The organism is Nocardioides sp. zg-DK7169 (genome assembly GCF_013155365.1).
Lineage (GTDB): Bacteria > Actinomycetota > Actinomycetes > Propionibacteriales > Nocardioidaceae > Nocardioides.
Genome location: NZ_JABJRA010000001.1, coordinates 475,254 through 499,061, shown reverse-complemented (window position 1 = coordinate 499,061; position 23,808 = coordinate 475,254). Strand labels below are relative to the sequence as shown.

Here is a 23,808-nt window from a genome sequence, read left to right as displayed (position 1 = left end):
GCCAGCCGTGGCCGGTGAGGTTAGCCTTACCTTTGGGAACGCGTCGTCCGGATGCGCGTCAGCTGCGGAGGTGGTCATGAGCTCGCTGCTCGACCGTGCCGCCGGCGCCTCCGCAGGACCCCCGTCGCCGCCCGCCGCGGTGCGCACCACCGGAAGCTCGCGCGGCGTCGTCAGCGTGCTGGTCCTCCTCGTGCTGCTCGCCCTGGTCGCGCTGGCCAGCCTGATGTGGGGCGCGCGCGACATCAGCGCCGCCCAGGTGTGGGCCGGGCTGTTCTCCCCGGTCGCCGGCGACAACGACCACTCCGTCGTACGCGACCTGCGGGTGCCGCGCACCCTGGTCGGCCTGGTCGGCGGCGCCGCCCTCGGTGCGGCCGGGGCGCTGCTGCAGGGCGTCACCCGCAACCCGATCGCCGACCCCGGCCTGCTCGGCATCAACGCCGGCGCCTCGCTCGCGGTGGTCACCGCGATCTCCGCGCTCGGGGTCTCCTCGGTCGCGGGCTACCTGTGGTTCGGCTTCGCCGGAGCCGCGATCGCCGCCGTGGTGGTGTACGGCGCCGCCTCCCTGGGCTGGGAGGGCGTCACCCCGATCAAGCTCGCGCTGGTGGGCGCCGCGTTCACCGCCACCGCCACCTCGCTGAGCAGTGTCGTGCTGCTCACCGACCGCCGCACGCTGGGGGAGTACCGCTTCTGGCAGGTCGGCTCGCTGGCGAACCGGCCGCTCGACGTGCTGGTCGCCGTGCTGCCCTTCGTCGCGGTCGGCCTGCTCCTGGCGCTGGCCTCCGGGCGGGTGCTCAACGCGCTCGCCCTCGGCGACGACGTGGCCCGCGGCCTGGGCCAGGACGTCGCCCGCGGCCGGCTCCTGGTCGTCACCGCCGTCGTCCTGCTCTGCGGCTCGGCCGTGGCGCTGGTCGGCCCGATCGCCTTCATCGGCCTGGTGGTGCCGCACCTCGCCCGGGTGCTCGTCGGGCCCGACTACCGCTGGCTGGTCGCGCTCTCGGCGCTGCTCGGTCCGGTGCTGCTGCTGGCCGCCGACGTGGTCGGGCGCCTGGTCGTGCGCCCCGGCGAGCTCGAGGCCGGCCTGGTCGTCGCCGTCCTCGGTGCGCCGGTGCTGATCGCCGTCGTGCGCCGCTCCCGGACGGTCGCGGCATGAGCGCGTCCCCGGGCCTGCTGCCCACGACCCCTGCGGAGCGCCTGGACGTCGCGGCCCGCGGGCTGCTCGCCAACCGCCGGCACCGCCGGGCCCGGCGCACGGGCGTCACCCTCGGCCTGCTCGCCGTGGCCGTGGCGCTGTGCCTGACCTCGCTCATGATGGGCGACTACCCGCTCTCCGTCGGCCAGGTGCTGGCCGCCGTGGCCGGCTCCGACGAGGCGCCGGCCGCCTTCGTCGTCACCGAGCTGCGCCTGCCCCGGGTCGCGCTCGGGGTGCTCGTGGGCATCGCCTTCGGCATCGCCGGCGCGCTGTTCCAGTCGGTGCTGCGCAACCCGCTCGCCAGCCCGGACGTCATCGGCATCTCCCAGGGCGCGAGCGCCGGCGCGGTCGCGGCGATCCTGGTCGGCGGCGCCACCGGTGCGGTCGTGTCGCTCTCGGCGCTGGTCGGGGGAGCAGCCGTCGGCCTGCTGCTGTACGCCGTGGCGTGGCGCGGCGGGATGACCGGCCACCGCTTCGTGCTGGCGGGCATCGGCGTGGCCTACGTCTGCTCCTCGGTGGTCGGCTACCTGCTGACGCGCAGCGAGGTGCAGCAGGCGCAGTCCGCGTTGCTGTGGATGACCGGCAGCCTGGCCCAGGCCGACTGGAGCCTGGTCCGGTCGCTGGCCCTGGCGCTGGTCGTGCTGGTGCCGCTGGTCGCCGCCGTGGCGCGGGCCCTCGACGTGCTCCTGCTCGGCGACGACCAGGCCCGCAGCCTGGGCCGGCGCCCCGACCTCACCCGCGGCCTGGTGATCGCGCTCGGCGTCGGCCTCGCCTGCGTGGCCACCGCCGCGGCCGGCCCGGTCGCGTTCGTCGCGTTCACGGCCGCCCCGATCGCGCGCCGCATGCTCGGCGACGGCACCCTGGCGCTGCTCCAGGCCGCCCTGGTCGGGGTGGTCCTGGTGGTCGGCGCCGACCTGGTGGCCCAGCACCTGCTCCCCGCCGACATGGCGGTCCCGGTCGGGGTCGTGACCGGCGCCGTCGGCGGGCCCTACCTGATCTGGCTGATGGCCAGCGGCCGCGCCCGCGCGGCCTAGGCGCGCTCCGCGCCCCGCCCCCGCCCACCCGAGACCCGCAGGCACCCGTGAGAAGGAGAACCCCGATGACCCTCACCGCGCACCGGTCCGAGGAGACCGGCGCCCGCGACGAGGCGCCGGTGTCGCTGGTGGCGCGCGGCGTGCACCTGGCCTACGACCAGCGCACCGTCGTGCACGGCGTGGACCTGGCGGTCCCCTCGGGGCAGGTCACCGTGATCGTCGGGGCCAACGGGTGCGGCAAGTCCACCCTGCTGCGCGGCCTGGGCCGGATCCTGCGCCCCGCCGCGGGCACCGTCGAGCTCGACGGTACCGACCTGCAGCGGCTGCGCCCGCGCGACGTCGCGGCGGTGCTCGGCCTGCTGCCCCAGCAGCCGGTCGCGCCCGAGGGGATCACGGTGGCCGACCTGGTCGCCCGCGGGCGCCACCCGCACCAGGGGGCGTTTCGCCGGTGGAGCTCCACCGACGCCTCCGCGGTCTCGGCGGCCCTCGCGCTCACCGACACTCACGAGCTCGCCGGGCGCCGGGTCGAGGAGCTCTCCGGTGGCCAGCGCCAGCGCGTGTGGGTGGCGATGATGCTCGCCCAGGACCCGCGGATCATGCTGCTCGACGAGCCCACGACGTACCTCGACATCGCCCACCAGGTCGACCTGCTCGACCTGCTGGCCGAGCTCAACGCGACCCGGGGCACCACCGTGGTGATGGTGCTGCACGACCTCAACCTGGCCGCCCGCTACGCCCACCACCTGGTGGTGATGGCCGAGGGGCGACTGCTGCGCGAGGGCCCGCCCGCCGAGGTCCTCGACGTGGACTGCGTGCGCGACGCCTTCGGCCTGGAGTCGCGGGTGATCCCCGACCCGGTGACCGGCTGCCCCCTCGTCGTACCGGTCGGGCGGTACGCCGCGGGCTCGGGCCACGGCACGGTCCCGGTCCGGCCCCCGGTGGAGTGACGCGATCGACCCGACGGGGTAAGGTAAGCCTGTCCTAATCAGTGGGCCGCCCGTCGGCCCCGCACCCCGAGGAGTGGACGTGACGTCCCTTCGCCCGATCCCTGCGCGCGCCCGCCTGCGCGCGGTCCTTCCGCTCGCCGCGGCCGCCCTGCTCGTCCTCCCGCTGGCTGCCTGCGGCTCCGACGACTCCTCCGACGCCCCCGAGGCCGGTGGCAGCAGCGGTTCCTTCGAGCCGGTGACCATCGAGCACGCCTTCGGTGCGACCGAGATCGACGAGCAGCCCGAGCGCGTCGTCACCTGGGGCTGGGGCTCCCCGGACGCCGCCCTCGCCCTCGGCGTCACCCCGGTCGCCATGGAGAAGCTGACCTACGGCGCCAACGAGGCCGGGTTCATGCCGTGGCAGGAGGAGGCGTTCGAGGAGTTCGGCGACGAGGTGCCGATCGCGCTGACCCCCGGCGAGGCGCCGCCGTTCGAGGAGATCGCCGCCGCGGAGCCCGACCTGATCCTCGCCAACTACTCCGGCATCACCGAGGCCGACTACGAGAAGCTCTCGAAGATCGCCGACACCGTCGCCTACCCGGAGGAGCCCTGGGCCACGCCGTGGCGCGACGTGGTGACCACCGTCGGCGAGGCGCTGGGCAAGCCCGAGGAGGCCGAGCAGCTGCTCGAGGGCATCGACGCCGAGGTTGCCGAGGCCGCCGAGGAGCACCCCGAGTTCGAGGGCAAGACCATCGCCGCGGTCGCGATCGACCCCAGCGCGTTCTACGTCTACCGCGGCGTCGACCCGCGCGTGCAGTTCCTCGAGGACCTCGGCTTCACCCTGGCGCCGAGCGTCGACGAGCTGGACACCGAGGAGACCACCTTCTACTACACGCTCAGCACCGAGGAGGTCGACAAACTGACCTCCGACGTGCTGCTCTCCTACGTCCCGACCGAGGAGCGCGCCGAGCAGATCGCGAAGGACCCGACCTTCAAGACCATGCAGCAGTTCCGTGACGACACCGTCGCCACGGTGGTCGGCGAGGACGTCGTCTCCGCCGTCTCGCCCCCGACCGCGCTGTCGCTGACCTGGGGCCTGGACGTCTTCGTGGACGCCCTCGCGCAGGCGGCCGACAACGCCGGCTGAGCCCGTCGACGTCGCGGCGGTGGCGCGGAGACCGGCCCGGCGCAGGTAGATTCCGACCTGTGTCAGAGCTTCCGGCCTCCCGCGCCGCCGCGACGGTGGGTGACTACACCCTCCTCGCCAAGATCGGCGAGGGCGGCATGGGCGTGGTCCACCTCGCCCGCCACGCCGACGGCCACCGCGTCGCGCTGAAGGTGATGCGCCCGCACATCGTCGGCGACGACGAGGCGCGCGCCCGGCTGGCCCGCGAGGTGAGCTCGCTGGAGCTGATCCGCAGCCGCTGGGTCGCGGAGATCCTCGACGCCGACCCGTGGGCCGAGGTGCCCTACGTCGCGACCCGCTACGTCCCGGGTCTCTCGCTGCACGACCACGTCGTGGAGGAGGGGCCGATCAGCGGGCCGGACCTGATCTGGTTCGCCGCGGGGCTCGCGGAGGGCGTGGCGAGCGTGCACGCCGCCGGCGTCCTGCACCGCGACATCAAGCCCTCCAACGTGCTGATGGAGGGCCGCACGCCGATCCTCATCGACTTCGGGCTGGCCCGCGTCGCCGACGACCCGCGGCTGACCCACACCGGCTGGCTGCTCGGCACGCCGGGCTACCTGGCCCCCGAGATCCTCTACGGCGAGGACGCCACCGCCGCCTCCGACATCCACTCCTGGGCCGCCACGGTCGCCTACGCCGGCACCGGCCGCCCGCCGTTCGGCCGCGGCCCGGCGATGGCGATCATGGACCGGGTGCGCCGCGGCGAGCACGACGTCACCGGCCTGCCCGACGACCTCCCCGAGGACCTGCGCGGACTGGTCGAGGCCGCCCTGGACCCCGACCCGCTGTTCCGCCCGAGCCTGGCCGACGTGCTGCACCGGCTGCGCCCGCGCACCACTCGCGCGACCACACCGGTGCCGCCTCCGCCCCCGGCCGAGGACCTGCACACCGTGCCGCTGGCACTGGCCGCCCAGCAGGCGCCGTACCAGCCCACCGACCGGATCGCCGAGCCGCCCGCGGCCGACGAGGACTGGGCCGACGACGGGTGGAGCCACGACCCGCCGCCCACGCGGATCGAGACCCAGCACGCCACCCAGGTGCTGCCGTGGGCCGAGGAGCCGGGCCACGAGCCCGTCCACCCGGTGCCGCAGCAGGCCTGGCACGAGGAGCCCTGGCCCTACGCCGAGCCGCAGGAGCTCGCGCCGCCGCGCGCCGGCTTCGCGGAGCGGGCCCGCCGCGCGGTGCTGTGGGGCGGTGCGGCGCTCGGCGTCGGTGTCGGCGTCGCGGCGTACCCCTGGCTGGCCACCGCCGCGGTCCTCGTCGTGGTCTGGCTGCTGCGCAGCGGCTCGCTCGCGGCCAGCGCGGTCGGCGAGCGGCGCCGGCTGCGCGGGCGGCGCTGGTACGACGGCCCCCAGCTGCTCCTCAGCGCCCCGTGGGGGCTGGTGCGCTCGATCCCGAGCACGCTGGTGCTCGTGCTGTGGAGCGTCGGGCTGAGCGCGGCCGCCGGACTGGTCTGCTACGCCCTCGCCACCGCCCTGCCGGCGACGCTCGTGGTGTGCGGCACGGTGCTGGCGCTCGCGCTGGCCTGCGGTCCGGGCGGCAACCGGGTGCGCCGTCCGCTGGCCCGGGTGGTCCACCCGGCCGCGGCCTCGGGGTCGAGCTGGGTGCTGGCCGCCGCCGTGCTCGTCGCGGTGGTCGGCACGCTGGCCTGGCAGCTCCAGGACGGCGGCCCGAGCTGGGCGCCGGGCGTGGACCAGCCGCTCGCCGGCCTCTCCGACCGCCCGGCCCTGCCGTGGGACGACGGCGCGCGCTGATCCCGCCCCACGGTTGAGTCGAGACTTCTGACGGTTGAGTCGAGACTTCGTACGACGTGAGTCGAGGGTCATGACCGTCCGGTCCGGCTGTCGCGTCCCAACCGCCGACTCGGCGCGCCACGAGAGCCGACTCGGGCAACCACAAGAGCGGACTCGGCGAGGCGGGGGAGGGGTCAGCGGCCGACGATGCGGGAGGCCAGGTCCACCCAGGCAGCGTGGATGCGGTCCACGTCGATCCCCTCGAGGGTGACCTGGCGGTGCAGCACCGGCTCCTCGAGCGGGGCCAGCAGCGCGGTGGCCAGCAGCGGCAGGTCGCCGGGGGTGTGCAGCTCGGCGAGCAGGTAGCGCACGTGCAGCGCCGTGAAGGAGTGCACGGCGGCGGAGCGCGCGTTGCTGAAGTCGGCGGCCTGGATCAGGTCGGCCGCTTCCAGCACGCGCTGCAGGCGGGAGCGCCCGAAGGCGACCAGCCGGTCCCAGGGCGGGGCCCCCGGGCCCAGCGGCGGCGGGCCGGCGATCACCGAGGCCTGCCACTCGGCCTCGGAGAAGTCCAGGACGGCGGCCATCAGCCCTCCGCGCGAGCCGAACCGGCGGAACACCGTGCCCTTGCCGACCCCGGCCGCGGTGGCCAGCGCCTCCATCGTGAGATGCTCCGGGCCGTCCTCCCGGATCAGCCGGTGGGCCGCCGCGAGCAGACGCTCCCGGTTGCGGGCGGCGTCGCTGCGCTCCGCGGGGGCGGAGCCGAGCAGCGGCAGCAGGTCGGGATCGGGCATGGTGCGGCCAGCCTAGAGAGCCCGACCAGGACGCGGGCGAGAACGCCCCCGAGCGGCGCGACGCAGGTCACGCCCGGTCCGGGCCGGTCCAGGGAATGAAAGCGGACCACGGTCCGTTTAGTCCGACTGAGACCTGACCCTGATCGAAGGAGCACCATCGTGAGCACCATCCGTGTCGCCGTCCTCGTCGGCAGCCTGCGCGCCGACTCGCTGAACCGCAAGGTCGCCGAGAAGCTCGCCGCCGAGGCCCCCGAGGGCGTGACCCTCTCGATCGTCGAGGGCCTGGACCAGCTGCCGTTCTACAACGAGGAGCTCGACGCGGGTGACGCTCCCGCCGCCGCGGTCGCCGTGCGTCAGGCCGTCGCCGACGCCGACCGCGTCCTGGTCGTCACCCCCGAGTACAACGGCACCATGCCCGCCGTGCTCAACAACGCCATCGACTGGCTCTCGCGCCCGTACGGCGCCGGCGCGCTCAGCGCCAAGCCGTTCGCCGTCATCGGCACCACCCCCACGCCGTACGGCGGCAAGTGGGCGCACAACGACACCGCCCGCTCGGCCAACATCGCCGGCGCGGTCGTGCTCGAGGACGTCACCGTCTCCCAGTCCGCCCTCGAGGTCGACGTCCTCAACGACGCCGAGGTCTTCGGCAAGCTCCAGGCGGCCGTGCAGGCGCTGGTCGACTACTCCGAGACCGCCGCGGCCTGACCCGTCCGGGCCGGGAGGTCGGCTAGCGTCTGCGCATGGCCGACCTCCACGACCTGACGGCGCTCGAGCAGGGCGAGCTGGTGCGGCGCCGCGAGGTGTCGCCCCTCGAGCTCACCGAGCACTACCTCGAACGCGCCGACCGGCTCGACTCGGTCGGCGCGTTCGTCACGCTCACTCCCGACCGCGCCCGCCGGGCCGCGCGCGACCTCGGCCCGGGCGTCCCCGGACCGGGCGAGGCGACCGGCCCGCTGTACGGCGTCCCGACCGCGATCAAGGACCTCAACCTCACCGCGGGCGTCCGCACCACCTTCGGCTCCGCGGCGTACGACGACCACGTACCGGAGGTCTCCGACGCGGTGACCCTGGCCATCGAGGCCGCGGGCCTGGTCAGCCTCGGCAAGACCAACACGCCGGAGTTCGGCTCGCCCTGCTACACCGAGCCCGACGTCGCCCCGCCCGCCGTGACTCCCTGGGACCGCACCCGCACGGCCGGCGGCTCCTCCGGCGGTGCCGCCGCGGCGGTGGCGGCCGGGCTGGTGCCGCTCGCGCAGGGCTCGGACGGGGGTGGCTCGATCCGGATCCCCGCCTCCTGCTGCGGCCTGGTCGGGCTCAAGCCCAGCCGCGGGCGGATCAGCGGCTATCCGATGTACGGCGACCCGATCGGGCTCGGCACCGCCGGCTCGATCGCGCGCACGGTCCGCGACGCCGCCGCGCTGCTCGACGTGCTCGCCGGGCGGCGCGCCGGCGATCCGTCCTGGGCGCCCGCGCCGGGCGGGTCGTTCCTCGCGGCCTGCGACAGGGAGCCGGGCCGGCTGCGGGTGGCCCGGTTCGTCGCGCCGGTGATCTCCGAGGTCTCGGTCGACCCGGAGTGCGTGCGCGCCTGGGAGTACGCCTCGCGCCTGTTGGAGTCGCTGGGCCACGAGGTGGAGGACGTCGCGGTGCCGCTGCCACCGGAGGCGGTCCCCGTCTTCGAGACCTGCTGGGCGGTGCTGACCGCGCTGTCCACCGCCCCCGCCGGGCGCGAGGACCGGTTGCGGCCGCTGACCCGCTGGCTCACCGAGCGCGGCCGGGCCGTGAGCGGTCCCGAGTTCGGCCTCGCCATCGGCGCGCTGCGCCGCTACGCCGCCGAGGCGCTCGTCGCGCTCGCGCCGTACGACCTGGTGCTGACCCCGACGCTCGCCTCCCCGCCGGTCCCGGTCGGCGCGCTGCGCGACGACGCCGACCCGGAGCGCGACTTCGAGGCGCAGAAGGCATTCACCCCGTGGACCTCGGCCTGGAACGTCACCGGGATGCCCGCGGTCTCGCTGCCGCTGCACTGGACGCCCGACGACCTGCCGGTCGGCGTGATGCTCGCGGCCCGCCCGGCCGAGGAGGAGCTGCTGCTCTCGGTCTCCGCGCAGATCGAGGCCGCGGCGCCGTGGGCGCACCGTACGGCGCCCGGGTGGTGAGCGTGGCCCCGCAGGGCGGCGTCGGCGTGCTCGCGCTGGCGCGGGAGTGGGGCGACCTGCCCGCCCCCGGCCTCGCGGACCTGCGCGCCGAGGTGTCCGGCGACCTCCGGGCGTCGTTCGCGCGCCCGCTGACCCGCGTCGCCCCGCTGGGCCTCGGCCTGGTCGGGCTGCCGCGCTGGCAGGGCAAGCGGTTCCGCGACGACGGTGCCGACGGTGACGGGATCGCCGGCGCCAACGTCGTACGCCGTCGCGACGGCGCGACGGAGGAGGTCCTGGCCATGCGGGCGAGCATCGGGGCGTCCTTCGCCGACGGGCGCCCCGCTGTCGTGGTCGCCTACGCCGCCGACGCGCGGCGTCCGTGGCGCTGGGTGCGCGACGAGCTGCGGCTTCGCCCCGACGGCACGCTGCTCGGGATGACCTGGGTGGACGCCCCGGTGCTGCGGCGTGCGCCCGGCACGCCGTTCCTCCTCACGCCGTCGCGCTGAGGGTCCTGCGCACACCGTCGCGCTGAGCGGGCCCACCCTCGCCGGGTGAGCGGCTGCGCCGACCCCGCGCGCAGCCGCGGACAGCGGACGCGACCTGACTGTTGACGCAGATCACGATGGCGCCTTAGCCTCCTTCCACGCCGTGGAACATTGTTCCGCGTGACGAAACAAGTGAAGGAGTGGTCCATGCGTGCTCGGCGCAGGTGGCGTCATCTCGGGCGCTCGGTGATCGTGGGGAGCGCCTTGGCGCTCGTCCTCGCGGGGTGTGGCTCCGGGGGCCAGGGCGGAGGAGGTGGGGCCGGGTCCGACGGATCGCCCCAGCGTGGCGGCACCGTCACGATCGACTGGGTGGCCAACCCGACCAGCCTCGACCCGTTGAAGTACAACGTCTTCGCGACCTACAACCTGGTCGGACTCGTCTACAACACGCTGTACCGCTGGACCGAGGAGGGCGAGCTCGAGAACGAGCTGGCCACGGCCCCGCCGCGCCTCAGCAAGGACGGTCTGACCGTCACGATCCCGATCCGGGAGGGCGTGAGCTTCCACGACGGCACGCCGCTGGGCGCCGAGGACGTCGCGTTCACCATCGAGACCGTGCTCGACCCGGAGAACGCCTCCATCTGGTTCGCCGGGCTCTCCCCGATCACGCAGGTCGACACCCCCGACGAGCAGACCGTCGTCGTGACGCTCGCGCGCCGTCACGACGTCCTGGCCGGCGTCCTCGCCCAGGTCCCGATCATCTCCAGCGAGCAGCCGTACCTGCCCTCCGACACCTACGCCCGCACCATGATGGGCACCGGGCCGTTCAAGTTCGTCGCCTGGGACCAGGGCGTCCAGGTGGAGCTGGAGCGCAACGACGACTACTTCGTCGCGGACCAGCCCTACCTCGACGGTGTCGTGATGCGCACCGTCTCCGAGGACGCCGCCCGGATGGCCAACCTCGTCGGCGGCGCGGCCGACATCATGCCGATGGTGCCGTTCAACCAGGTGAGCAACCTGGAGAAGAGGGACGTCGAGGTCGAGGTGACCTCCCGGTCGGCGCTGATGCCGACGATCTTCCCGTCGATGGCGGCGGGCAGGCCCAGCGCCGACCCGGCGTTCCGCCGCGCGGTCGCGTGGGCCATCGACCGTGGCAAGCTCGTCGACACCGTGTTCCAGGGCGTGGCCGAACCGGCCTCCACCGTCCTGGCGGACGGTACGCCGCACTGGGACGCCGAGCTGGGCGGCACCTACGGCGACGCCGCCGACCTCGAGCAGGCCCGCGCCGCGCTGGCCGAGTCCGGGGTGCCGGAGGGCACGAGGATCGAGCTGATCGTGCGCAACGAGCCGTTGAGCATCTCGCTGGGCACGGTCATCCAGGCCAACCTGCGCGAGCTGGGCCTGGACGCGACGCTGTCCCCGCAGGAGTCGGCCGCCTACATGCCCAAGCTGGTCTCGGGCGAGTTCGACCTGATGATGCTCAACGTCGAGGCCGGTCTCTCCTCGGGCTACACGCCGATCTACGCCTTCTCCTCCCTGCACTCGGAGTCGCGCGCCAACTACACCGGGTTCGCGGACGCCGAGCTGGACCGCCTTCTCGTCGAGGCCATCGGCGCGCCCGAGGACCCGGACGCGGCGTGGCGTGCGGTCCAGGAGCGCGAGCTCGAGGTCGTGCCGCTGATCCCGACCGTCACGGCCCGCTACGTCGAGGCCTACTCGCACCGGTTGAAGGGCCACACCGCCTCGTCGCTGTTCAGCCTCCGCGACCTCGACCGCGCCTGGCTCGCCGACTAGTCACCCCGGCCGCTGGCGCTCCGGCCTGCGGCTCCTCCATCACCGAGCCCGAGAGGGGCACCCCATGATCGCTTCGCCCGAACGAACCCCGCTGGACACCGCGACCCTGATGCTGGACTCGCTGCGCGACCGCAGCCTCGAGGGGGTGCTCGACTGCTTCGACGAGGCGGAGGACACCTACGTCTTCGTCGAGGGCCCCCGCTGGACCAACAAGGGCGGAGAACGCATCCACCAGGGCTGGCGGGACTACTTCCAAGCCCCCATCCGGCTGCTCGACTGGCGCTGGACCGAGGGGCCCGCGGTCTTCGAGAGCGGTGACCTCGCCACCGTGTGCGGCGTCATCGAGTACCAGTTCGAGGGCGACGGCAAGCCGCGCCCGCTGCCCATGCGGATGACCTGGGTGGTGCGCCGCCGTGAGGACCGGGTCTGGCGGATCGTCCACGAGCACGGCTCGCAGCCGCTGGAGGACCCGTACGGCACCGGTGACTGGCTGGTCGAGCCCGCCCAGCCCTGAGGCTCCTGCGCCGCGCGACCCGCGCGGCGCAGGACTCAGTCCTCGCCGATCCCGCGGGCCTGGAGCGCCTGGCCGGTGCTGCGCGCCTCGGCGACGACGCGGATCACCAGCGGGACGAGCAGGGCGCGCGGGTCGCGCTGCAGGCCGCGGGCGATGGCGGCCTGCCGGGTCTCCCGGGCGATCTCCAGGGTGGTCGGGATGGCGCGCAGGGTCAGCGAGAACGCCAGCGCGACGGTCTCCGGGTCCACCCCGAGCCGGCGCAGGGGGCGCAGCAGCCGGGTGAGGGTGTCGAGCAGCTCGTCGACCGAGGTGGTCGCGGTGAGCACCGTCGCGGCCAGCACCAGGGCCACCAGGTCGGCGACCGACTCGACCGCGCGCCACCAGCCGTGCTGCCAGACCGCGAACGCGCCGAGCAGGACGACGACCACGGCGATCCGCCGCAGCGCGCGCAGGGTGCGGCGCAGGCCCATGCCGGACACTGCCACGAGGACCAGCGAGACCGCGAGCGCGACCAGGCCGATCGTCGGCGAGCGCAGCGCGACGACGGTGCCGCCGACCGCCAGGGCGAGCAGCTTGGCGCCGGCCGGGAGCCGGTGCAGCACGGTGTCGCCGGGGCGGTAGTCCCCGAGCAGCGGGTCGCTCACGCGGTCGCCCGGTAGTGCGCGACCGCGTCCGCACCGGTGCCGTCGTGCACGACCCGGCCGCCGTCGACGACCAGCGCCCGCTCGCAGCGGGACGCGAGGTCGAGGTCGTGGGTGACCAGCACCAGCTGCTGCTCCAGGCCGAAGAGCAGGTCGGCGACGCGGCGGGAGTTGCGCAGGTCCAGCAGGGTCGTGGGCTCGTCGGCGACCAGCACGGAGGGTCCGGTGGCGAGCACTCCGGCCAGCGCGAGCAGCTGGCGCTGGCCCCCGGAGAGCGCGTGCACGCTGCGGTCGGCCAGGTCGGCGAGCCCGTGCGCCTCGAGGACCGCGAGCGCGGCGCGCTGCCGCTCGGCGCGGTTGCGGTGGGCGCGGCGCAGCGAGAGCGCGACGTCCTCGACCGCGGTCGGCATGACCAGCTGCGCGGCCGGGTCGGTGAAGACGAACCCGACGCGGCGGCGTACCTCACGGCCCTGGGTGGCCACGTCGAGGCCGTCCACGGTGACCTGTCCCGTGGACGCCTCGACCAGGCCGTTGACCAGCCGCGCGAGGGTCGACTTGCCCGAGCCGTTGGGGCCGATCAGCGCGATCCGCCGCTCGGTCAGGTCGAGGGTCGTCTCCTCGAGGATGGTCAGCGGCCCGTCGGGGCCCGGGACGGTGACGCCGACGCGGTCGAGCCCGATGCTCACGCGGTCGCCGGGGCGGGGCGGCCGGCGCGGCGCGGGCGGCGAGGGAGCAGGTCGGGGAAGGCGCGGTGCACGGCGGTGGCGACCACGGCCATGCAGACGTTCTTGATGACGTCGCCGATCCAGAAGACCTTGTCGACGTTCCAGGCCTGCGACCAGGTCATGTCGGCGCGCCAGACCAGTCCGGCCATGCCGAAGGTGTGGATGAACAGCGCGCTGCTGGTCAGGCCGGCCACGAGGACGAGCGGGACGCCGACCCGGGTGGCGCGCCGCGGGAGCAGCCGCCCGACCAGCAGGCCGCACAGCGCGGCCGCGAACGGGAAGCCGACCAGGTAGCCCGCGGTCGGGCCCTGGAGCACGGCCAGCCCCGCGGCGCCCCCGGAGAAGACCGGCATCCCGGCCGCGCCGACGGCGACGTAGAGGCAGACCGAGAGGAAGCCGCGCCACGGCCCGAGCAGCGCGCCGGTGAGCAGCACCGCGAAGGTCTGCAGCGTGATCGGCACCAGGCCGGCGCCGACCTTCAGGGCGGGCAGGAGCGCGCACACCGCGATCAGGGCGGCGAAGGCGGCGACCAGCGCCAGGTCGGCGGGGGTGAGGCGACGGGTGACGGTGCTGCTCATGGGACCTCTTCCGGGCGAAACCTGAACGGTGGTCAGGTGAACGGCGTTCAGGTTAGGGTGAGGGGACCAGCCGGGTCAACGAGGGTCCCGACGGCGGGGCCGGCCGGCGAGGCGAGGAGGGCGGGTGCGCAACCACCGCGAGGACGTGGTCGAGCGGGCGCTGGACGTGCTGGACCGCTTCGGCCTGTCCGACCTCACCATGCGCCGCCTCGGCACCGAGCTCGGCGTACGCCCCAGCGCGCTCTACCACCACTTCGCCAACAAGCAGACGCTGCTGGCCGCGGTCGCCGACGAGGTGCTCGCGCGGGGCGCGCGTCCGGTCGCGCCGGGGGCGTGGGACGCGCAGGTGACGGCCGTGTGCACCGGGCTGCGCGAGGCGCTGCTGGCCTACCGCGACGGCGCCGAGCTGGTCGCCACCGTGCGCGCCTTCGGGCTCGGGGCGAGCGCGCCGTACGACGCGCTGGTCGGGGTGCTCGCCGATGCCGGGCTCCCGCCGGCGCTCGCGGCCACCGCCGCGGACACGCTGCTGCATTTCGTGCTCGGCCACACCCTCGACGAGCAGACCCACCTCCAGGCCGGCAGCGCCGGCGCGATCGCCGACGAGCCGCGCAGCGCCTCGGACTTCCCGCTCGGCCTGGCGATCGTGGTGGACGGGATCCGGGCGCGGGTGCCGCAGGAGGCGCGGAGCCGCTAGTCGAGAGGGGCGCCGAGCCGCCAGGACGCGAGGGTGCCGCAGCGGTCCTGCTCGTACCACGCGAGGTCCACCCGGTCGGCGCGGCACTCCAGCGGCAGCGGCTCGTCGAGCAGGGTGTCCAACAGGGCGCGGGTCGACTCCTCGGTGACCACCTCGCCCGGCTCGCTGACGCGCAGGTCGAGGGTGAGGTGGGGCTGGAGGGCCTCGAGGCTGCCGAACGCCCCGTCGTACGGCGCGCACTGCGGGAACGCCTCGACCAGCCGGGCGGTCAGCTCGCGGAACCCCGTGTCGGGCTCGGGCACCAGGTGGATGATCCCGTTGGGGAAGGTCGCCAGCCGCGCGAGCCGGAAGTCGAACGGCGCCACCGCGGCCGCCACCGCCCCGACCCGGGCGCGCACGTCGTCGCCCACGCCGTCACCGACCTCGGGCAGGAACGGGCCGAGGACGGTGACGTGCGCGTGGACGTGGGCCGGGTCGGGGGAGAGGTACGCCGGGTCGTGGTGGCGGGTCCGCGCCCGCACGAACCGCTCCAGCGCCGGCACCGGCACCTGCAGCACCGAGTGCCCCGGCCACCGCCGCCCCTGCTCTCCCACACCCGCCACCCTCTCAGTCCCTCGCCGAGTCGGCCCGTGTGGTGCGCCGAGTCGGCCCGAATGGCGCCTCGAGTCGGCCCGAATGGCGCGCCGAGTCGGCGCTGGTGGCGCAGCTGGTGCGGTGCTGTGGTCGCTTCCCCCGTCGTACGCCGCGTGTTCAGCGTCAACAACCCCGCGTGACAAGCAGATCCCGCGCCTCGGCCGCCGGGTTGCGCAGCGTGCCGGCGTACATCAGCGACTCGGCCTGGTCGCTGATGTCAACCATCTCCAGGGTGTTGCGCAGCTGGAGACGGTTGAGGCAGCTGTGCTGGAACTCCTCGCGCAGCAGGCCGTACGACGCGGACTGCGCGGCGAGCCCGGGGTGGTCGGCGGCGTGCTCGGTGAGGCAGGCACGCACCTCGGCCCAGAACTCCTCCTGGTCGAGCACCCCGTCGGCGTGCAGGATCGCGGCCAGGTGGCGCAGGAAGCCGTCGAAGACGTCGGTGTGCAGCGACAGCGAGCGCAGGTCGCGCGGCACCCGGGCCCGGATCCGCTCCACCTCGGGCGGCAGCGGCCGGTCGTCGAGCACCGCGACCTCCTCGCCGATGTCCTTCATCACCGCGCGCACCGGCACGTGGTCGCGCAGCACCAGCACGAGGTTCTCCCCGTGCGGCATGAACGCCAGCTCGTGGGCGAGCAGGCAGTGCGCGACCGGGCGCACGTAGGCGCGCAGGTAGGAGCGCACCCACTCCCGCGCGGTCACCGGCGCGGCGGCGACCAGCTCGGCCACCAGCGCGCGCCCGTCGCGGTCACGGTGCAGCAGCGAGGCCATCGAGGCCAGCCGCTCGCCGGGTCGCACCCGCGGCAGCGGGCTCTCGCGCCACAGCGCCGCGATCATCCGCCGCTGCGGCGACGGCTCGGGCAGGGCGTGGAAGACGTCGCCGGTGTAGCCGATCGCGGCCCGCTCGCGCAGCACCGAGAAGCCGCACTCGACCAGCGTCGGGTCGCTGCGCACCAGCGCGTCGACCCAGTCGTTGATCGCCGGCGTGGGCCCCATGTAGGCCGGGGACAGCCCGCGCAGGAACCCCATGTTCTGGATCGCCAGCGCGGTCTTCACATAGCTGCGCTCGGGGCGGCTGGTGTTGAAGAACGTGCGGATCGACTGCTGGGCGCGGTAGCCGTCCGGCCCCTCGCCGAGCAGCACCAGGTCGCGCCGGGCCAGATCGGGCGCGAAGGTGATCGCCAAGCGGTTGCGCCACTGCCAGGGGTGCACCGGCAGGAGCAGGTAGTCCGCCGGCTCCAGGCCGAGCCCCCGCAACCGCGCCTCGAACCCCGCGCGCACGGGCGCGTCGAGCTCCGCGGCGTACAGCTCCTCCTCGCTGAGCCCCTCGCCGAGCGAGAGGTGCGTCATGCTGCGCCGCGCGGCGACCCACACCAGCCGCACCTCCGAGCCGGTCTCGGGGGCGTAGGCGGCGTAGTCGTCGAGGCCGAACCCGATCCGCCCGTTGTTGGCGAGGAACGCGGGGTGGCCCTCGGTCATCGCCGCCTCGATCTCCTGGTAGTCCGCGTCCAGCAGCTCCGCGGCGCTCGGAGCGGGGTGGGCGAGCTTCCAGCAGGCGGCGGCCAGCGTGCTGGCCAGCTCCTCGAGGTACGTCGGGAGCAGCGCGGCCGGCAGCCCGAGCACCTCGGCGTGCTCGGCGACGAAGGCCTGCACGTCCAGCGGCGCCTCGCGCCCGTCGACGGTGCGCACGAGCGAGCCCTCCTCGAGTGCCCAGTGCTCCAGGGCCAGGACCTGCGCCCGGAAGCGGTACGACGTGGCGCCGTCGGGCGCCTCCAGCACCCAGGCGTCCGGACCCGAGGCGCGATCCGGGCGCGGGGCGAGCAGCCGCTCGTGGGACAGCTCGGAGACCGCCTTGGCGACCAGGTGGCGCTGGGCGCGGGCGAGGTGCTCGGGGGACAGGTGGTCGGCGGTCGGGACGGGGTCGAGCGGGCGGGACGTCATCGGGGCACCTCCGGGGCGCGGTCGTGCAGCGGCGAGGCGGCGAACGCCTCGCGCGTGCAGACGGACAGGGCGGCGGTCTTGGTGGGCAGGGCGAGCTCGCGCAGCACCACGAACCCGGCCTCCGCGTTGAGCGCGGCGATGGCGCGGTTGCGCACGTCGGGCTCCACCACGACCCGCGCCACTGCTGGGTCGGCGAAGCAGTGCGCCATCACGGCCGCGAAGACGGTGCGGGTCAGCCCGCTCACGGGCTCGCCGGCGGGCGGCGCGACCAGCACGTGCATGCCGAGGTCACCGGGCCGCAGGTCGGGCAGGCTCACCAGCCCGGCCTGCGGGGAGCGCGCGGGGTCGTAGGTCTCGGCCAGGAAGGCGGGCTCGCCGTCGACGCGCCCCAGCCAGGCGTGGTGGTGCGGCTGCTCGGCGATCGCGGCGTACTCGGCGTGCACCTCCTCGCGGGTGGCGTCCAGCATCTGCCAGTACGACGAGCGCGGGTGGGTCACCCAGGCGTGCACGAGCGCGAGGTCGCGGTCGAGGTCCAGCGGTTCGAGTGTCGCCCTCATGCGGACACCTCCCTGGTCGGCGCTTGCGTGCGCAGGTGGTCGGGGACGCCGAAGGTCTGCACCGCGATCCGCTTCTCCACCGGGTAGACCTCCCGCCCGGCCATCCTCGCGATGATCACGGAGTTGCGGTAGGCGCCCATCCCGAGGTCGGGCGCGACGAAGCCGTGGCTGTGCTCCTCGGCGTTCTGCACGAACACCTCGCCGTCGACGACGCCGGCGCTGTAGGTCGGGGAGACCCGGAAGCGGCCCCGGTCGTCCCAGGCGATCCGGTCGCGGACCGGCTCGAGGAACTCCGGCACCTGCGCGGCGTACCCCGTGGCGAGCACGAGGCCGTCGGTCTCGACGCCGAAGCGCTCGCCGGTCTCGTGGTGCTGCATCCCCAGGGAGTACGTCGTGCCGTCCCACGCCGCGTCGGTGACCTCGGTGCTGGTCACCAGCGTGGTGCGCGGGCCGTCCCCGGTGACGCGCAGCCGGTAGTGCAGGTCGGAGATGGCGTTGATCGTGTCGCCGCTGATGCCCTTGTAGAGCGCGCGCTGCTCGCGCAGCAGGGAGGCGCGGGTGGTCTCGGACAGGCCCTGGAAATAGCGGGTGTACTCCGGGGAGGTCATCTCGAGGGTGAGCTTGGTGTACTCCATCGGGAAGAACCGCGGGCTGCGGGTCACCCAGAGCAGGTCGTAGCTGTGCGCGGGGCTCTCGGCGAGCAGGTCGAGGTAGACCTCCGCGGCGCTCTGGCCGCTGCCGACGATCGTGATCGTGCGGCGCTGCTGGAGCTCGGCCTTGTGGCCCAGGTAGTCGGCGGAGTGGATCGCCGGCCCGCCGGCGTCGCGCACGCAGTCGAGGACCCGCGGACGGGTGCCGACGCCGAGCACGAGGCGGCGCCCGCGGAAGACCGTGCTGCCCGCGGAGCCGCCCGCGACGCGCACGACGTAGGCCTCCCCGTCGTGCTCGACCGCGGTGACCGGGCACCCGAAGCGCACCGAGGGCAGCCGCTCGGCGGCCCAGCGGCAGTACTCGTCGTACTCGCGGCGCAGCGGGTAGAAGGACTCGCGGATGTAGAACGGGTAGAGCCGCCCGGTCTCCTTGAGGTGGTTGAGGAAGCTCCACCGCGAGGTCGGGTCGGCCATCGTCACCAGGTCGGCGAGGAACGGCACCTGGAGCGTCGAGTCGTCCAGGAGCATCCCGGGGTGCCACTCGAGGCGCTCGCGGGCCTCGAGGAAGACGCCGTCGAGGTCCTCCACCGGGTCGGTGAGGCAGGCCAGGCCGAGGTTGAACGGGCCGAGGCCGATCGCGACGAAGTCGTGGACCCGCTCGCTGGTCTGAGCGTTGGTCGGGGTGCCCATCAGGCCACCGCCCCGGCGCCGACACCCAGCTCGCGGCCCGCGGTGGCGACCCGGTCGATGATCGCCAGGACGTCCTCGCAGGTGGTCATCGGGTTCAGCAGGGTCAACTTGAGCCAGCAGCGCCCATCGACCTTGGTGGCGGCGACCATGGCGCGGCCGCTGTCGTAGAGCTCCTGGCGGATGCGGGGGACCAGCTCGTCGGCGCGGTCCTCCTCGAGCCCGGCCGGGCGGTAGCGGAACACGATCGTGGACAGCCCGGGCGGCGCGGCGACCTCGATGTCGTCGCGGTGCGCGAGCCGGGCGTGCACCTCCTGGGCGAGGTCGCAGACGGTGTCGACGTAGTCGCCGATGCGGTCGGGGCCCATCACCCGCAGCGTCATCCAGAGCTTGAGGGCGTCGAAGCGGCGGGTGGTCTGCAGGCTCTTGTCGACCTGGTTGGGGTGGCCGGTGCCGTCGGGGTCCTCCGGGTTCAGGTAGTCGGCGTGCCAGGTGACGTGGCCCAGGTGGTGGGCCTCGCGCACGATCAGCGCGCTGGAGGAGACCGGCTGGAACCAGGTCTTGTGGAAGTCCACGGTCACCGAGTCGGCGCGCTCGATGCCGGTGAGCAGGTGGCGCCGGCGGGTGGAGGCCAGCAGCCCCCCGCCGTACGCCGCGTCGACGTGCAGCCAGGTGTCGTGCAGGTGGCACAGCTCGGCCACCGCGGGGAGCGGGTCGATCGCGCCGAAGTCGGTCGTGCCGGCGGTGGCGACGACGGCCATCGCGACCTCGCCCCGCGCGGCGCACCCGGCGAGGGCGCGGGCGAGGGTGGGCACGTCCATGCGGTGCCGCTCGTCGACGGGCACGGTGATGACCGCCTCGTCGCCGAGCCCGAGCAGCCGGGCGGCCTTCTGCACGCTGAAGTGGCCGTCGGTCGAGGCGACCACCCGCAGCCGGGCGAGCTCGCCGCGGGCGCGGCCGGCGAGCGCGCGGTCGCGGGCGAGCAGCAGGCCCTGGAGGTTCGACTGGGTGCCGCCGCTGGTGAAGATGCCGTCGGCGGTCTCGCCGAAGCCGATCCGGCCGGCGGTCCAGTCGACGAGGTGGCGTTCCATGAAGGTGGCGCCGACGGACTGGTCGAAGGTGTCCAGCGAGGCGTTGACGCCCGAGACGAAGACCTCGGCCAGCAGCGCCGGGATGACGACGGGGCAGTTGAGGTGCGCGGCGTACCCGGGGTCGTGGAACCACACGGTGTCCTCGAGCCAGAGCCGGCTCATCTCGCCCAGCGCCGCCCCGGCGTCGCCGAGCGGGCGGTCCAGGTCGACGTCGGTGACGAGCTTGGCGGCGTGCTCCGGGGAGGTGCCGGTGGAGGGGCCGGTGAGGCCGGCCATCGTCGCGCCGAGCTGGGCGACGCCGCGGTGCATGGTCTCGACGTACCCGTCGAGGTTGGCCGGGTGGAACAGGTCCCGATGGTTTTCGGGCAGGGGGCAGGTGCTCACCTGAGAGGTCCTTCCGAGCAAGGAGTTAGGTAAGGCTTACCTTATAAACATCGTCCGCCCGGATGGCAAGCCCTGTCTCACCCCGGGCGTGTCGCCGCGTGTCGCCGAGTCGGCGCTTGTGGCGCGCCGAGTGGGCTCCAATGGCGCGCCGAGTGGGTCGAAACGGCTTCCGCAGTGCTGTGGACGCTTCCCGCGCCGTAGACCGTGTGTGCAGCGTCAGTAACCCCGCGTTACAGCGGGGCGGGGACCGCGAGCAGCCTCTGGCACTCCGCAAGCAGCGCGGCGCGCAACGGCGCACCCCGCTCGGCGAACCCCCGCTGGGCCGCGACGTACTCGGCCTTGCCCTCGGGGGTCTCGATGCGCACGGGGGTGAACGGCGAGCCGTCGTGGTCGGTGAGCCCGGTGAGGTCGTACGGCGCGGCGCGCATGTCGAGCACGCGGATGTCGCGGGCCAGCTCGAAGCAGTCGGCGACCAGGTCCGAGCTGATCATCGGGGTGAGCCGGAAGGCGTGCTTGTAGAGGTCCATCCCGGCGTGCAGGCAGCCCGGCTGCTCGAAGTCGACGCGGTCCGCGCTGGTCGGGGCGAGCGCGTTGAGCGGGCGCGCCGGCTCGGTGAAGAACCGGAACGCGTCGAAGTGGCTGCACGCGATCTTGTGCGACTCCACGACCGCGTCGGTGCCCTCGGCGCCGAGGCGCAGCGGCCACGCGTTGTGGCGGGTCTGCTCCTGGGTCTGGCGGTAGACCATCGCCCACTCGTGCAGGCCGAAGCACCCGAAGCTCGCCGGGCGCGACGCGGTCGCGCTCAGCAGCGCGTGCAGCGACTCCAGCACCGGGCGCTGCCGGGCCACGTGCGCGGGCGTGACCGCGCCGTCGGCGTACCCCTTGAGGCCGTCGTACTCCGGCGCGTCGGCGAGGCGTACGTCGTACCCCGGGTGCCAGCGGCGCAGCTGCGCCGGGCGCTGGGAGTAGTAGGTGAACAAGAAGTCGTGCACCGGGTGCTTGACCCGCGCCTCGCGGCGGGCGAGGTGGGGCGCGACGAAGGCGTCGACCCGGGCGGCGTGCGCCGCGGCCCGCGCCTGCCACTCCTCACGCGCCAGCACCTCCACGGCCACCAAGGCTAGGTCGCGCCGGGGTCGATAGGGTCGGGGGGTGCGCATCGCTAGGTTCACCACAGGTGAGGACCCGCTCTACGGAGTGGTGTCGGGAGAGCTCGACGACTTCGGTCAGCCGAGCGAGGACAGCGTGGTGGTCGCCCTCGCGGGTGACCCGCTGTACGTCGGGGTGAAGCCGCTGGAGCAGGAGTACCGCTTGGCGGACGTGCGCCTGCTGGCGCCGGTGCTCCCGCGCAGCAAGGTGATCGGCATCGGGCGCAACTACGCCGCCCACGCCGCGGAGCTCGGAAACGAGCTGCCCACCGAGCCGCTGATGTTCCTCAAGCCCAACACGAGCGTCATCGGGCCGGGCGAGGCGATCCAGCGCCCCGCGCAGTGCGAGGACCTGCACTACGAGGGCGAGCTGGCCGTGGTCATCGGCCGGATCTGCCGCGACGTGCCGGTCGAGCGCGCGACCGACGTCATCCACGGCTACACGATCGCCAACGACGTGACCGCCCGCGACCTGCAGCGTCGCGACGGCCACTTCACCCGGGCCAAGGGCTTCGACACCTTCTGCCCGCTCGGGCCGTGGATCGAGACCGACGTCGACCCGAACGACTTCGCCGTCGGGCGCACCGTGCAGACCTTCCTCAACGGGGACCTGGTGCAGGACGGCTCGACCGCCGACATGGTCTTCGACATCCCCACGCTGGTGGCGCACGTCTCCAGCATCATGACGCTGCTCCCGGGCGACGTCATCCTCACCGGCACCCCGGAGGGTGTCGGTCCGATGGAGCCCGGCGACGAGGTCGAGATCTCGATCGCCGGACTCGGCTCTCTCACGAACAAGGTGGCACAGCGTTGAGCACCCACACCCCCACTCGTCCCGTCCGCGTGCGGATGGCGCCGTCGCCGACCGGCAGCCCGCACGTCGGCCTGGCCCGCACCGCCCTCTACAACTGGGCCTTCGCCCGCCACCACGGCGGCACCTTCGTCTTCCGCATCGAGGACACCGACAAGGAGCGCAACACCGAGGAGTCCTACGAGGCGCTCATCGAGGTCATGCGCTGGCTGGGCCTGGACTGGGACGAGGGCGTCGTCGTCGGCGGCCCGTTCGGTCCCTACCGCCAGTCCGAGCGCGGCGACGTCTACGCCGACGTGCTGGCCAAGCTGCGCGGCTCCTCGCGCACCTACGACTGCTTCTGCACCACCGAGGAGGTCACCGCGCGCCGCAAGGAGTCCGGCTCCAAGGTGCTCGGGTACGACGGGTTCTGCCGCGAGCTCTCCGCCGAGCAGCGCGCGGCGTTCGAGGCCGAGGGGCGCCCCAGCGTCGTCCGGTTCCGGATGCCCGACGGCGAGATCACCTTCACCGACCTGGTGCGCGGCGAGATCTCCTTCCAGACCGAGTTCGTCCCGGACTTCGCGCTGGCCCGCGCCAACGGCGACCCGCTCTACACCCTGACCGCACCGGTCGACGACGCCACGATGGAGATCACCCACGTGCTGCGCGGTGAGGACCTGCTGTCCTCCACGCCGCGTCAGATCGCGCTGTTCGAGGCGCTCAAGGAGATCGGCGTCGCCACCGAGACGCCGGCCTTCGGCCACCTGCCCTACGTCATGGGCGAGGGCAACAAGAAGCTCTCCAAGCGCGACCCCGAGGCCAACCTGCTCGGCTACCGCGATGCCGGCTTCCTGCCCGAGGGGCTGCTCAACTACCTCGCGCTGCTGGGCTGGTCGATCGCCGCGGACCGCGACATCTTCTCCCTCGAGGAGATGGTCGAGGCCTTCGACATCGCCGACGTCAACCCCAACCCGGCGCGATTCGACCTCAAGAAGGCCGACGCGATCAACGCCGCCCACATGCGGCTGCTGTCGATCGAGGAGATCACCGACCGGGTGCTGCCGTTCCTCAAGGACGCCGGCGTCGTGTCGGAGCCGGTGAGCGACGCCGACGCGCAGCTGCTGGAGCTGGCGATGCCGCTGGTCGCCGAGCGCATGAACAAGCTCACCGAGGCCCCGGCGATGCTCGGCTTCCTCTTCGTCGCCGAGGAGGACTTCGTGCGCGACGAGGCCGACGTGGCCAAGCTGCTCGACGAGACCGGCCGCGGCGTCGTCCAGGCGTCGTACGACGCGCTGGCGGGGCTCGAGGAGTGGTCGACCGCCGCGATCCAGGACGCGCTCCAGGCGGCCCTGATCGACCGGATGGGCCTCAAGCCGCGCCACGCCTTCGGGCCGGTGCGGGTCGCGGTGACCGGTCGTCGGGTCTCCCCGCCGCTGTTCGAGTCCCTCGAGCTGCTCGGGCGCGAGCGCGGCCTGGGCCGCCTCCAGAGCGCGCTCGCCTGAGGCGCG

Annotated in this window: 23 protein-coding genes; 13 read left to right on the top strand and 10 right to left on the bottom strand. The window is 74.1% G+C overall.

The features are described 5' to 3' along the window. The first annotated feature begins 76 nt into the window (after positions 1-76). The 5 genes from HOQ23_RS02405 (at position 77) to HOQ23_RS02385 (ending at position 6,089) form a co-directional block, all read left to right on the top strand. Complete coding sequence (locus HOQ23_RS02405) at positions 77-1,150, top strand: iron ABC transporter permease (RefSeq protein WP_172211465.1); 1,074 nt, start codon at positions 77-79, stop codon at positions 1,148-1,150. Next, a complete protein-coding gene (locus HOQ23_RS02400) occupies positions 1,147-2,223 on the top strand; it encodes an iron chelate uptake ABC transporter family permease subunit (protein ID WP_172211463.1) in 1,077 nt (358 codons plus the stop codon). The genes HOQ23_RS02405 and HOQ23_RS02400 overlap by 4 nt, the downstream gene beginning before the upstream one ends. Before the next feature lie 65 nt (positions 2,224-2,288). Beyond that, positions 2,289-3,170, top strand: coding sequence for an ABC transporter ATP-binding protein (locus HOQ23_RS02395; RefSeq protein WP_172211461.1), 882 nt, complete (start codon positions 2,289-2,291; stop codon positions 3,168-3,170). Between the two features lie 79 nt (positions 3,171-3,249). Beyond that, on the top strand, positions 3,250-4,296 hold the full coding sequence (locus HOQ23_RS02390) for an iron-siderophore ABC transporter substrate-binding protein (RefSeq protein WP_216653451.1): 1,047 nt from the start codon (positions 3,250-3,252) through the stop codon (positions 4,294-4,296). Positions 4,297-4,355: 59 nt separating this feature from the next. Beyond that, a complete protein-coding gene (locus HOQ23_RS02385; RefSeq protein ID WP_172211459.1) occupies positions 4,356-6,089 on the top strand; it encodes a serine/threonine-protein kinase in 1,734 nt (577 codons plus the stop codon). 173 nt (positions 6,090-6,262) lie between these two features. Here the strand turns inward: HOQ23_RS02385 and HOQ23_RS02380 are convergent, their stop codons facing one another. Next, positions 6,263-6,859, bottom strand: a complete 597-nt coding sequence (locus tag HOQ23_RS02380) for a TetR/AcrR family transcriptional regulator (RefSeq protein WP_172211457.1) — start codon at positions 6,857-6,859, stop codon at positions 6,263-6,265. Between the two features lie 159 nt (positions 6,860-7,018). Here HOQ23_RS02380 and HOQ23_RS02375 point away from each other — a divergent pair, with 159 nt between their 5' ends. The 5 genes from HOQ23_RS02375 to HOQ23_RS02355 all read left to right on the top strand — a co-directional run bounded on the left by HOQ23_RS02375 (position 7,019) and on the right by HOQ23_RS02355 (position 11,784). Continuing rightward, entirely contained in the window at positions 7,019-7,564 is a 546-nt protein-coding gene (locus HOQ23_RS02375; protein WP_172211455.1) for an NAD(P)H-dependent oxidoreductase, read from the top strand. A gap of 35 nt (positions 7,565-7,599) precedes the next feature. Then, entirely contained in the window at positions 7,600-9,012 is a 1,413-nt protein-coding gene (locus tag HOQ23_RS02370; RefSeq protein ID WP_172211453.1) for an amidase, read from the top strand. Further along, positions 8,982-9,497, top strand: a complete 516-nt coding sequence (locus HOQ23_RS02365) for a hypothetical protein (protein ID WP_172211451.1) — start codon at positions 8,982-8,984, stop codon at positions 9,495-9,497. Before HOQ23_RS02370 ends, HOQ23_RS02365 begins: the two co-directional genes overlap by 31 nt. A gap of 348 nt (positions 9,498-9,845) precedes the next feature. Beyond that, positions 9,846-11,270 (top strand): ABC transporter substrate-binding protein, encoded by a 1,425-nt coding sequence (locus tag HOQ23_RS02360; protein WP_172211449.1) that lies wholly within the window; start codon positions 9,846-9,848, stop codon positions 11,268-11,270. Between the two features lie 64 nt (positions 11,271-11,334). Next, positions 11,335-11,784, top strand: a complete 450-nt coding sequence (locus HOQ23_RS02355; protein ID WP_172211447.1) for a nuclear transport factor 2 family protein — start codon at positions 11,335-11,337, stop codon at positions 11,782-11,784. A 35-nt stretch (positions 11,785-11,819) separates the two neighbouring features. Here the strand turns inward: HOQ23_RS02355 and HOQ23_RS02350 are convergent, their stop codons facing one another. The 3 genes from HOQ23_RS02350 to HOQ23_RS02340 are packed head-to-tail and all read right to left on the bottom strand — an operon-like array spanning position 11,820 to position 13,728. Beyond that, entirely contained in the window at positions 11,820-12,428 is a 609-nt protein-coding gene (locus tag HOQ23_RS02350) for an energy-coupling factor transporter transmembrane protein EcfT (RefSeq protein ID WP_172211445.1), read from the bottom strand. After that, positions 12,425-13,111, bottom strand: coding sequence for an energy-coupling factor ABC transporter ATP-binding protein (locus HOQ23_RS02345; RefSeq protein WP_367650330.1), 687 nt, complete (start codon positions 13,109-13,111; stop codon positions 12,425-12,427). The genes HOQ23_RS02350 and HOQ23_RS02345 overlap by 4 nt, the downstream gene beginning before the upstream one ends. After that, positions 13,108-13,728, bottom strand: coding sequence for a biotin transporter BioY (locus tag HOQ23_RS02340; protein ID WP_172211443.1), 621 nt, complete (start codon positions 13,726-13,728; stop codon positions 13,108-13,110). Before HOQ23_RS02340 ends, HOQ23_RS02345 begins: the two co-directional genes overlap by 4 nt. A gap of 124 nt (positions 13,729-13,852) precedes the next feature. Between HOQ23_RS02340 and HOQ23_RS02335 the strand changes: the two genes are divergently transcribed. Further along, the gene (locus HOQ23_RS02335) at positions 13,853-14,422 is read left to right on the top strand and encodes a TetR/AcrR family transcriptional regulator C-terminal domain-containing protein (RefSeq protein ID WP_172211441.1); all 570 of its coding nucleotides are present in this window, start codon (positions 13,853-13,855) and stop codon (positions 14,420-14,422) included. Here the strand turns inward: HOQ23_RS02335 and HOQ23_RS02330 are convergent. The 6 genes from HOQ23_RS02330 to HOQ23_RS02305 form a co-directional block, all read right to left on the bottom strand. Further along, entirely contained in the window at positions 14,419-15,015 is a 597-nt protein-coding gene (locus tag HOQ23_RS02330) for a 2'-5' RNA ligase family protein (protein WP_172211439.1), read from the bottom strand. The two genes, HOQ23_RS02335 and HOQ23_RS02330, sit on opposite strands and share 4 nt — an antisense overlap. Before the next feature lie 163 nt (positions 15,016-15,178). After that, on the bottom strand, positions 15,179-16,996 hold the full coding sequence (locus tag HOQ23_RS02325; protein WP_172211437.1) for an IucA/IucC family siderophore biosynthesis protein: 1,818 nt from the start codon (positions 16,994-16,996) through the stop codon (positions 15,179-15,181). Further along, on the bottom strand, positions 16,993-17,553 hold the full coding sequence (locus tag HOQ23_RS02320; RefSeq protein WP_172211435.1) for a GNAT family N-acetyltransferase: 561 nt from the start codon (positions 17,551-17,553) through the stop codon (positions 16,993-16,995). Before HOQ23_RS02320 ends, HOQ23_RS02325 begins: the two co-directional genes overlap by 4 nt. After that, entirely contained in the window at positions 17,550-18,893 is a 1,344-nt protein-coding gene (locus HOQ23_RS02315) for a lysine N(6)-hydroxylase/L-ornithine N(5)-oxygenase family protein (protein WP_172211433.1), read from the bottom strand. Before HOQ23_RS02315 ends, HOQ23_RS02320 begins: the two co-directional genes overlap by 4 nt. Further along, positions 18,893-20,365 (bottom strand): aspartate aminotransferase family protein, encoded by a 1,473-nt coding sequence (locus HOQ23_RS02310; protein ID WP_367650329.1) that lies wholly within the window; start codon positions 20,363-20,365, stop codon positions 18,893-18,895. Before HOQ23_RS02310 ends, HOQ23_RS02315 begins: the two co-directional genes overlap by 1 nt. 230 nt (positions 20,366-20,595) lie before the next feature. Further along, positions 20,596-21,471: a 3-methyladenine DNA glycosylase gene (locus tag HOQ23_RS02305; RefSeq protein ID WP_172211431.1), complete on the bottom strand. Its 876-nt coding sequence runs from the start codon at positions 21,469-21,471 to the stop codon at positions 20,596-20,598. Between the two features lie 43 nt (positions 21,472-21,514). Here HOQ23_RS02305 and HOQ23_RS02300 point away from each other — a divergent pair, with 43 nt between their 5' ends. Next, positions 21,515-22,324 carry a fumarylacetoacetate hydrolase family protein gene (locus tag HOQ23_RS02300; protein ID WP_172211429.1) on the top strand — a complete coding sequence of 270 codons (810 nt, stop codon included), beginning with the start codon at positions 21,515-21,517 and terminating at the stop codon, positions 22,322-22,324. A 35-nt stretch (positions 22,325-22,359) separates the two neighbouring features. Continuing rightward, positions 22,360-23,802, top strand: a complete 1,443-nt coding sequence (gltX, locus tag HOQ23_RS02295) for a glutamate--tRNA ligase (RefSeq protein WP_172211604.1) — start codon at positions 22,360-22,362, stop codon at positions 23,800-23,802. Positions 23,803-23,808: the final 6 nt, after the last annotated feature.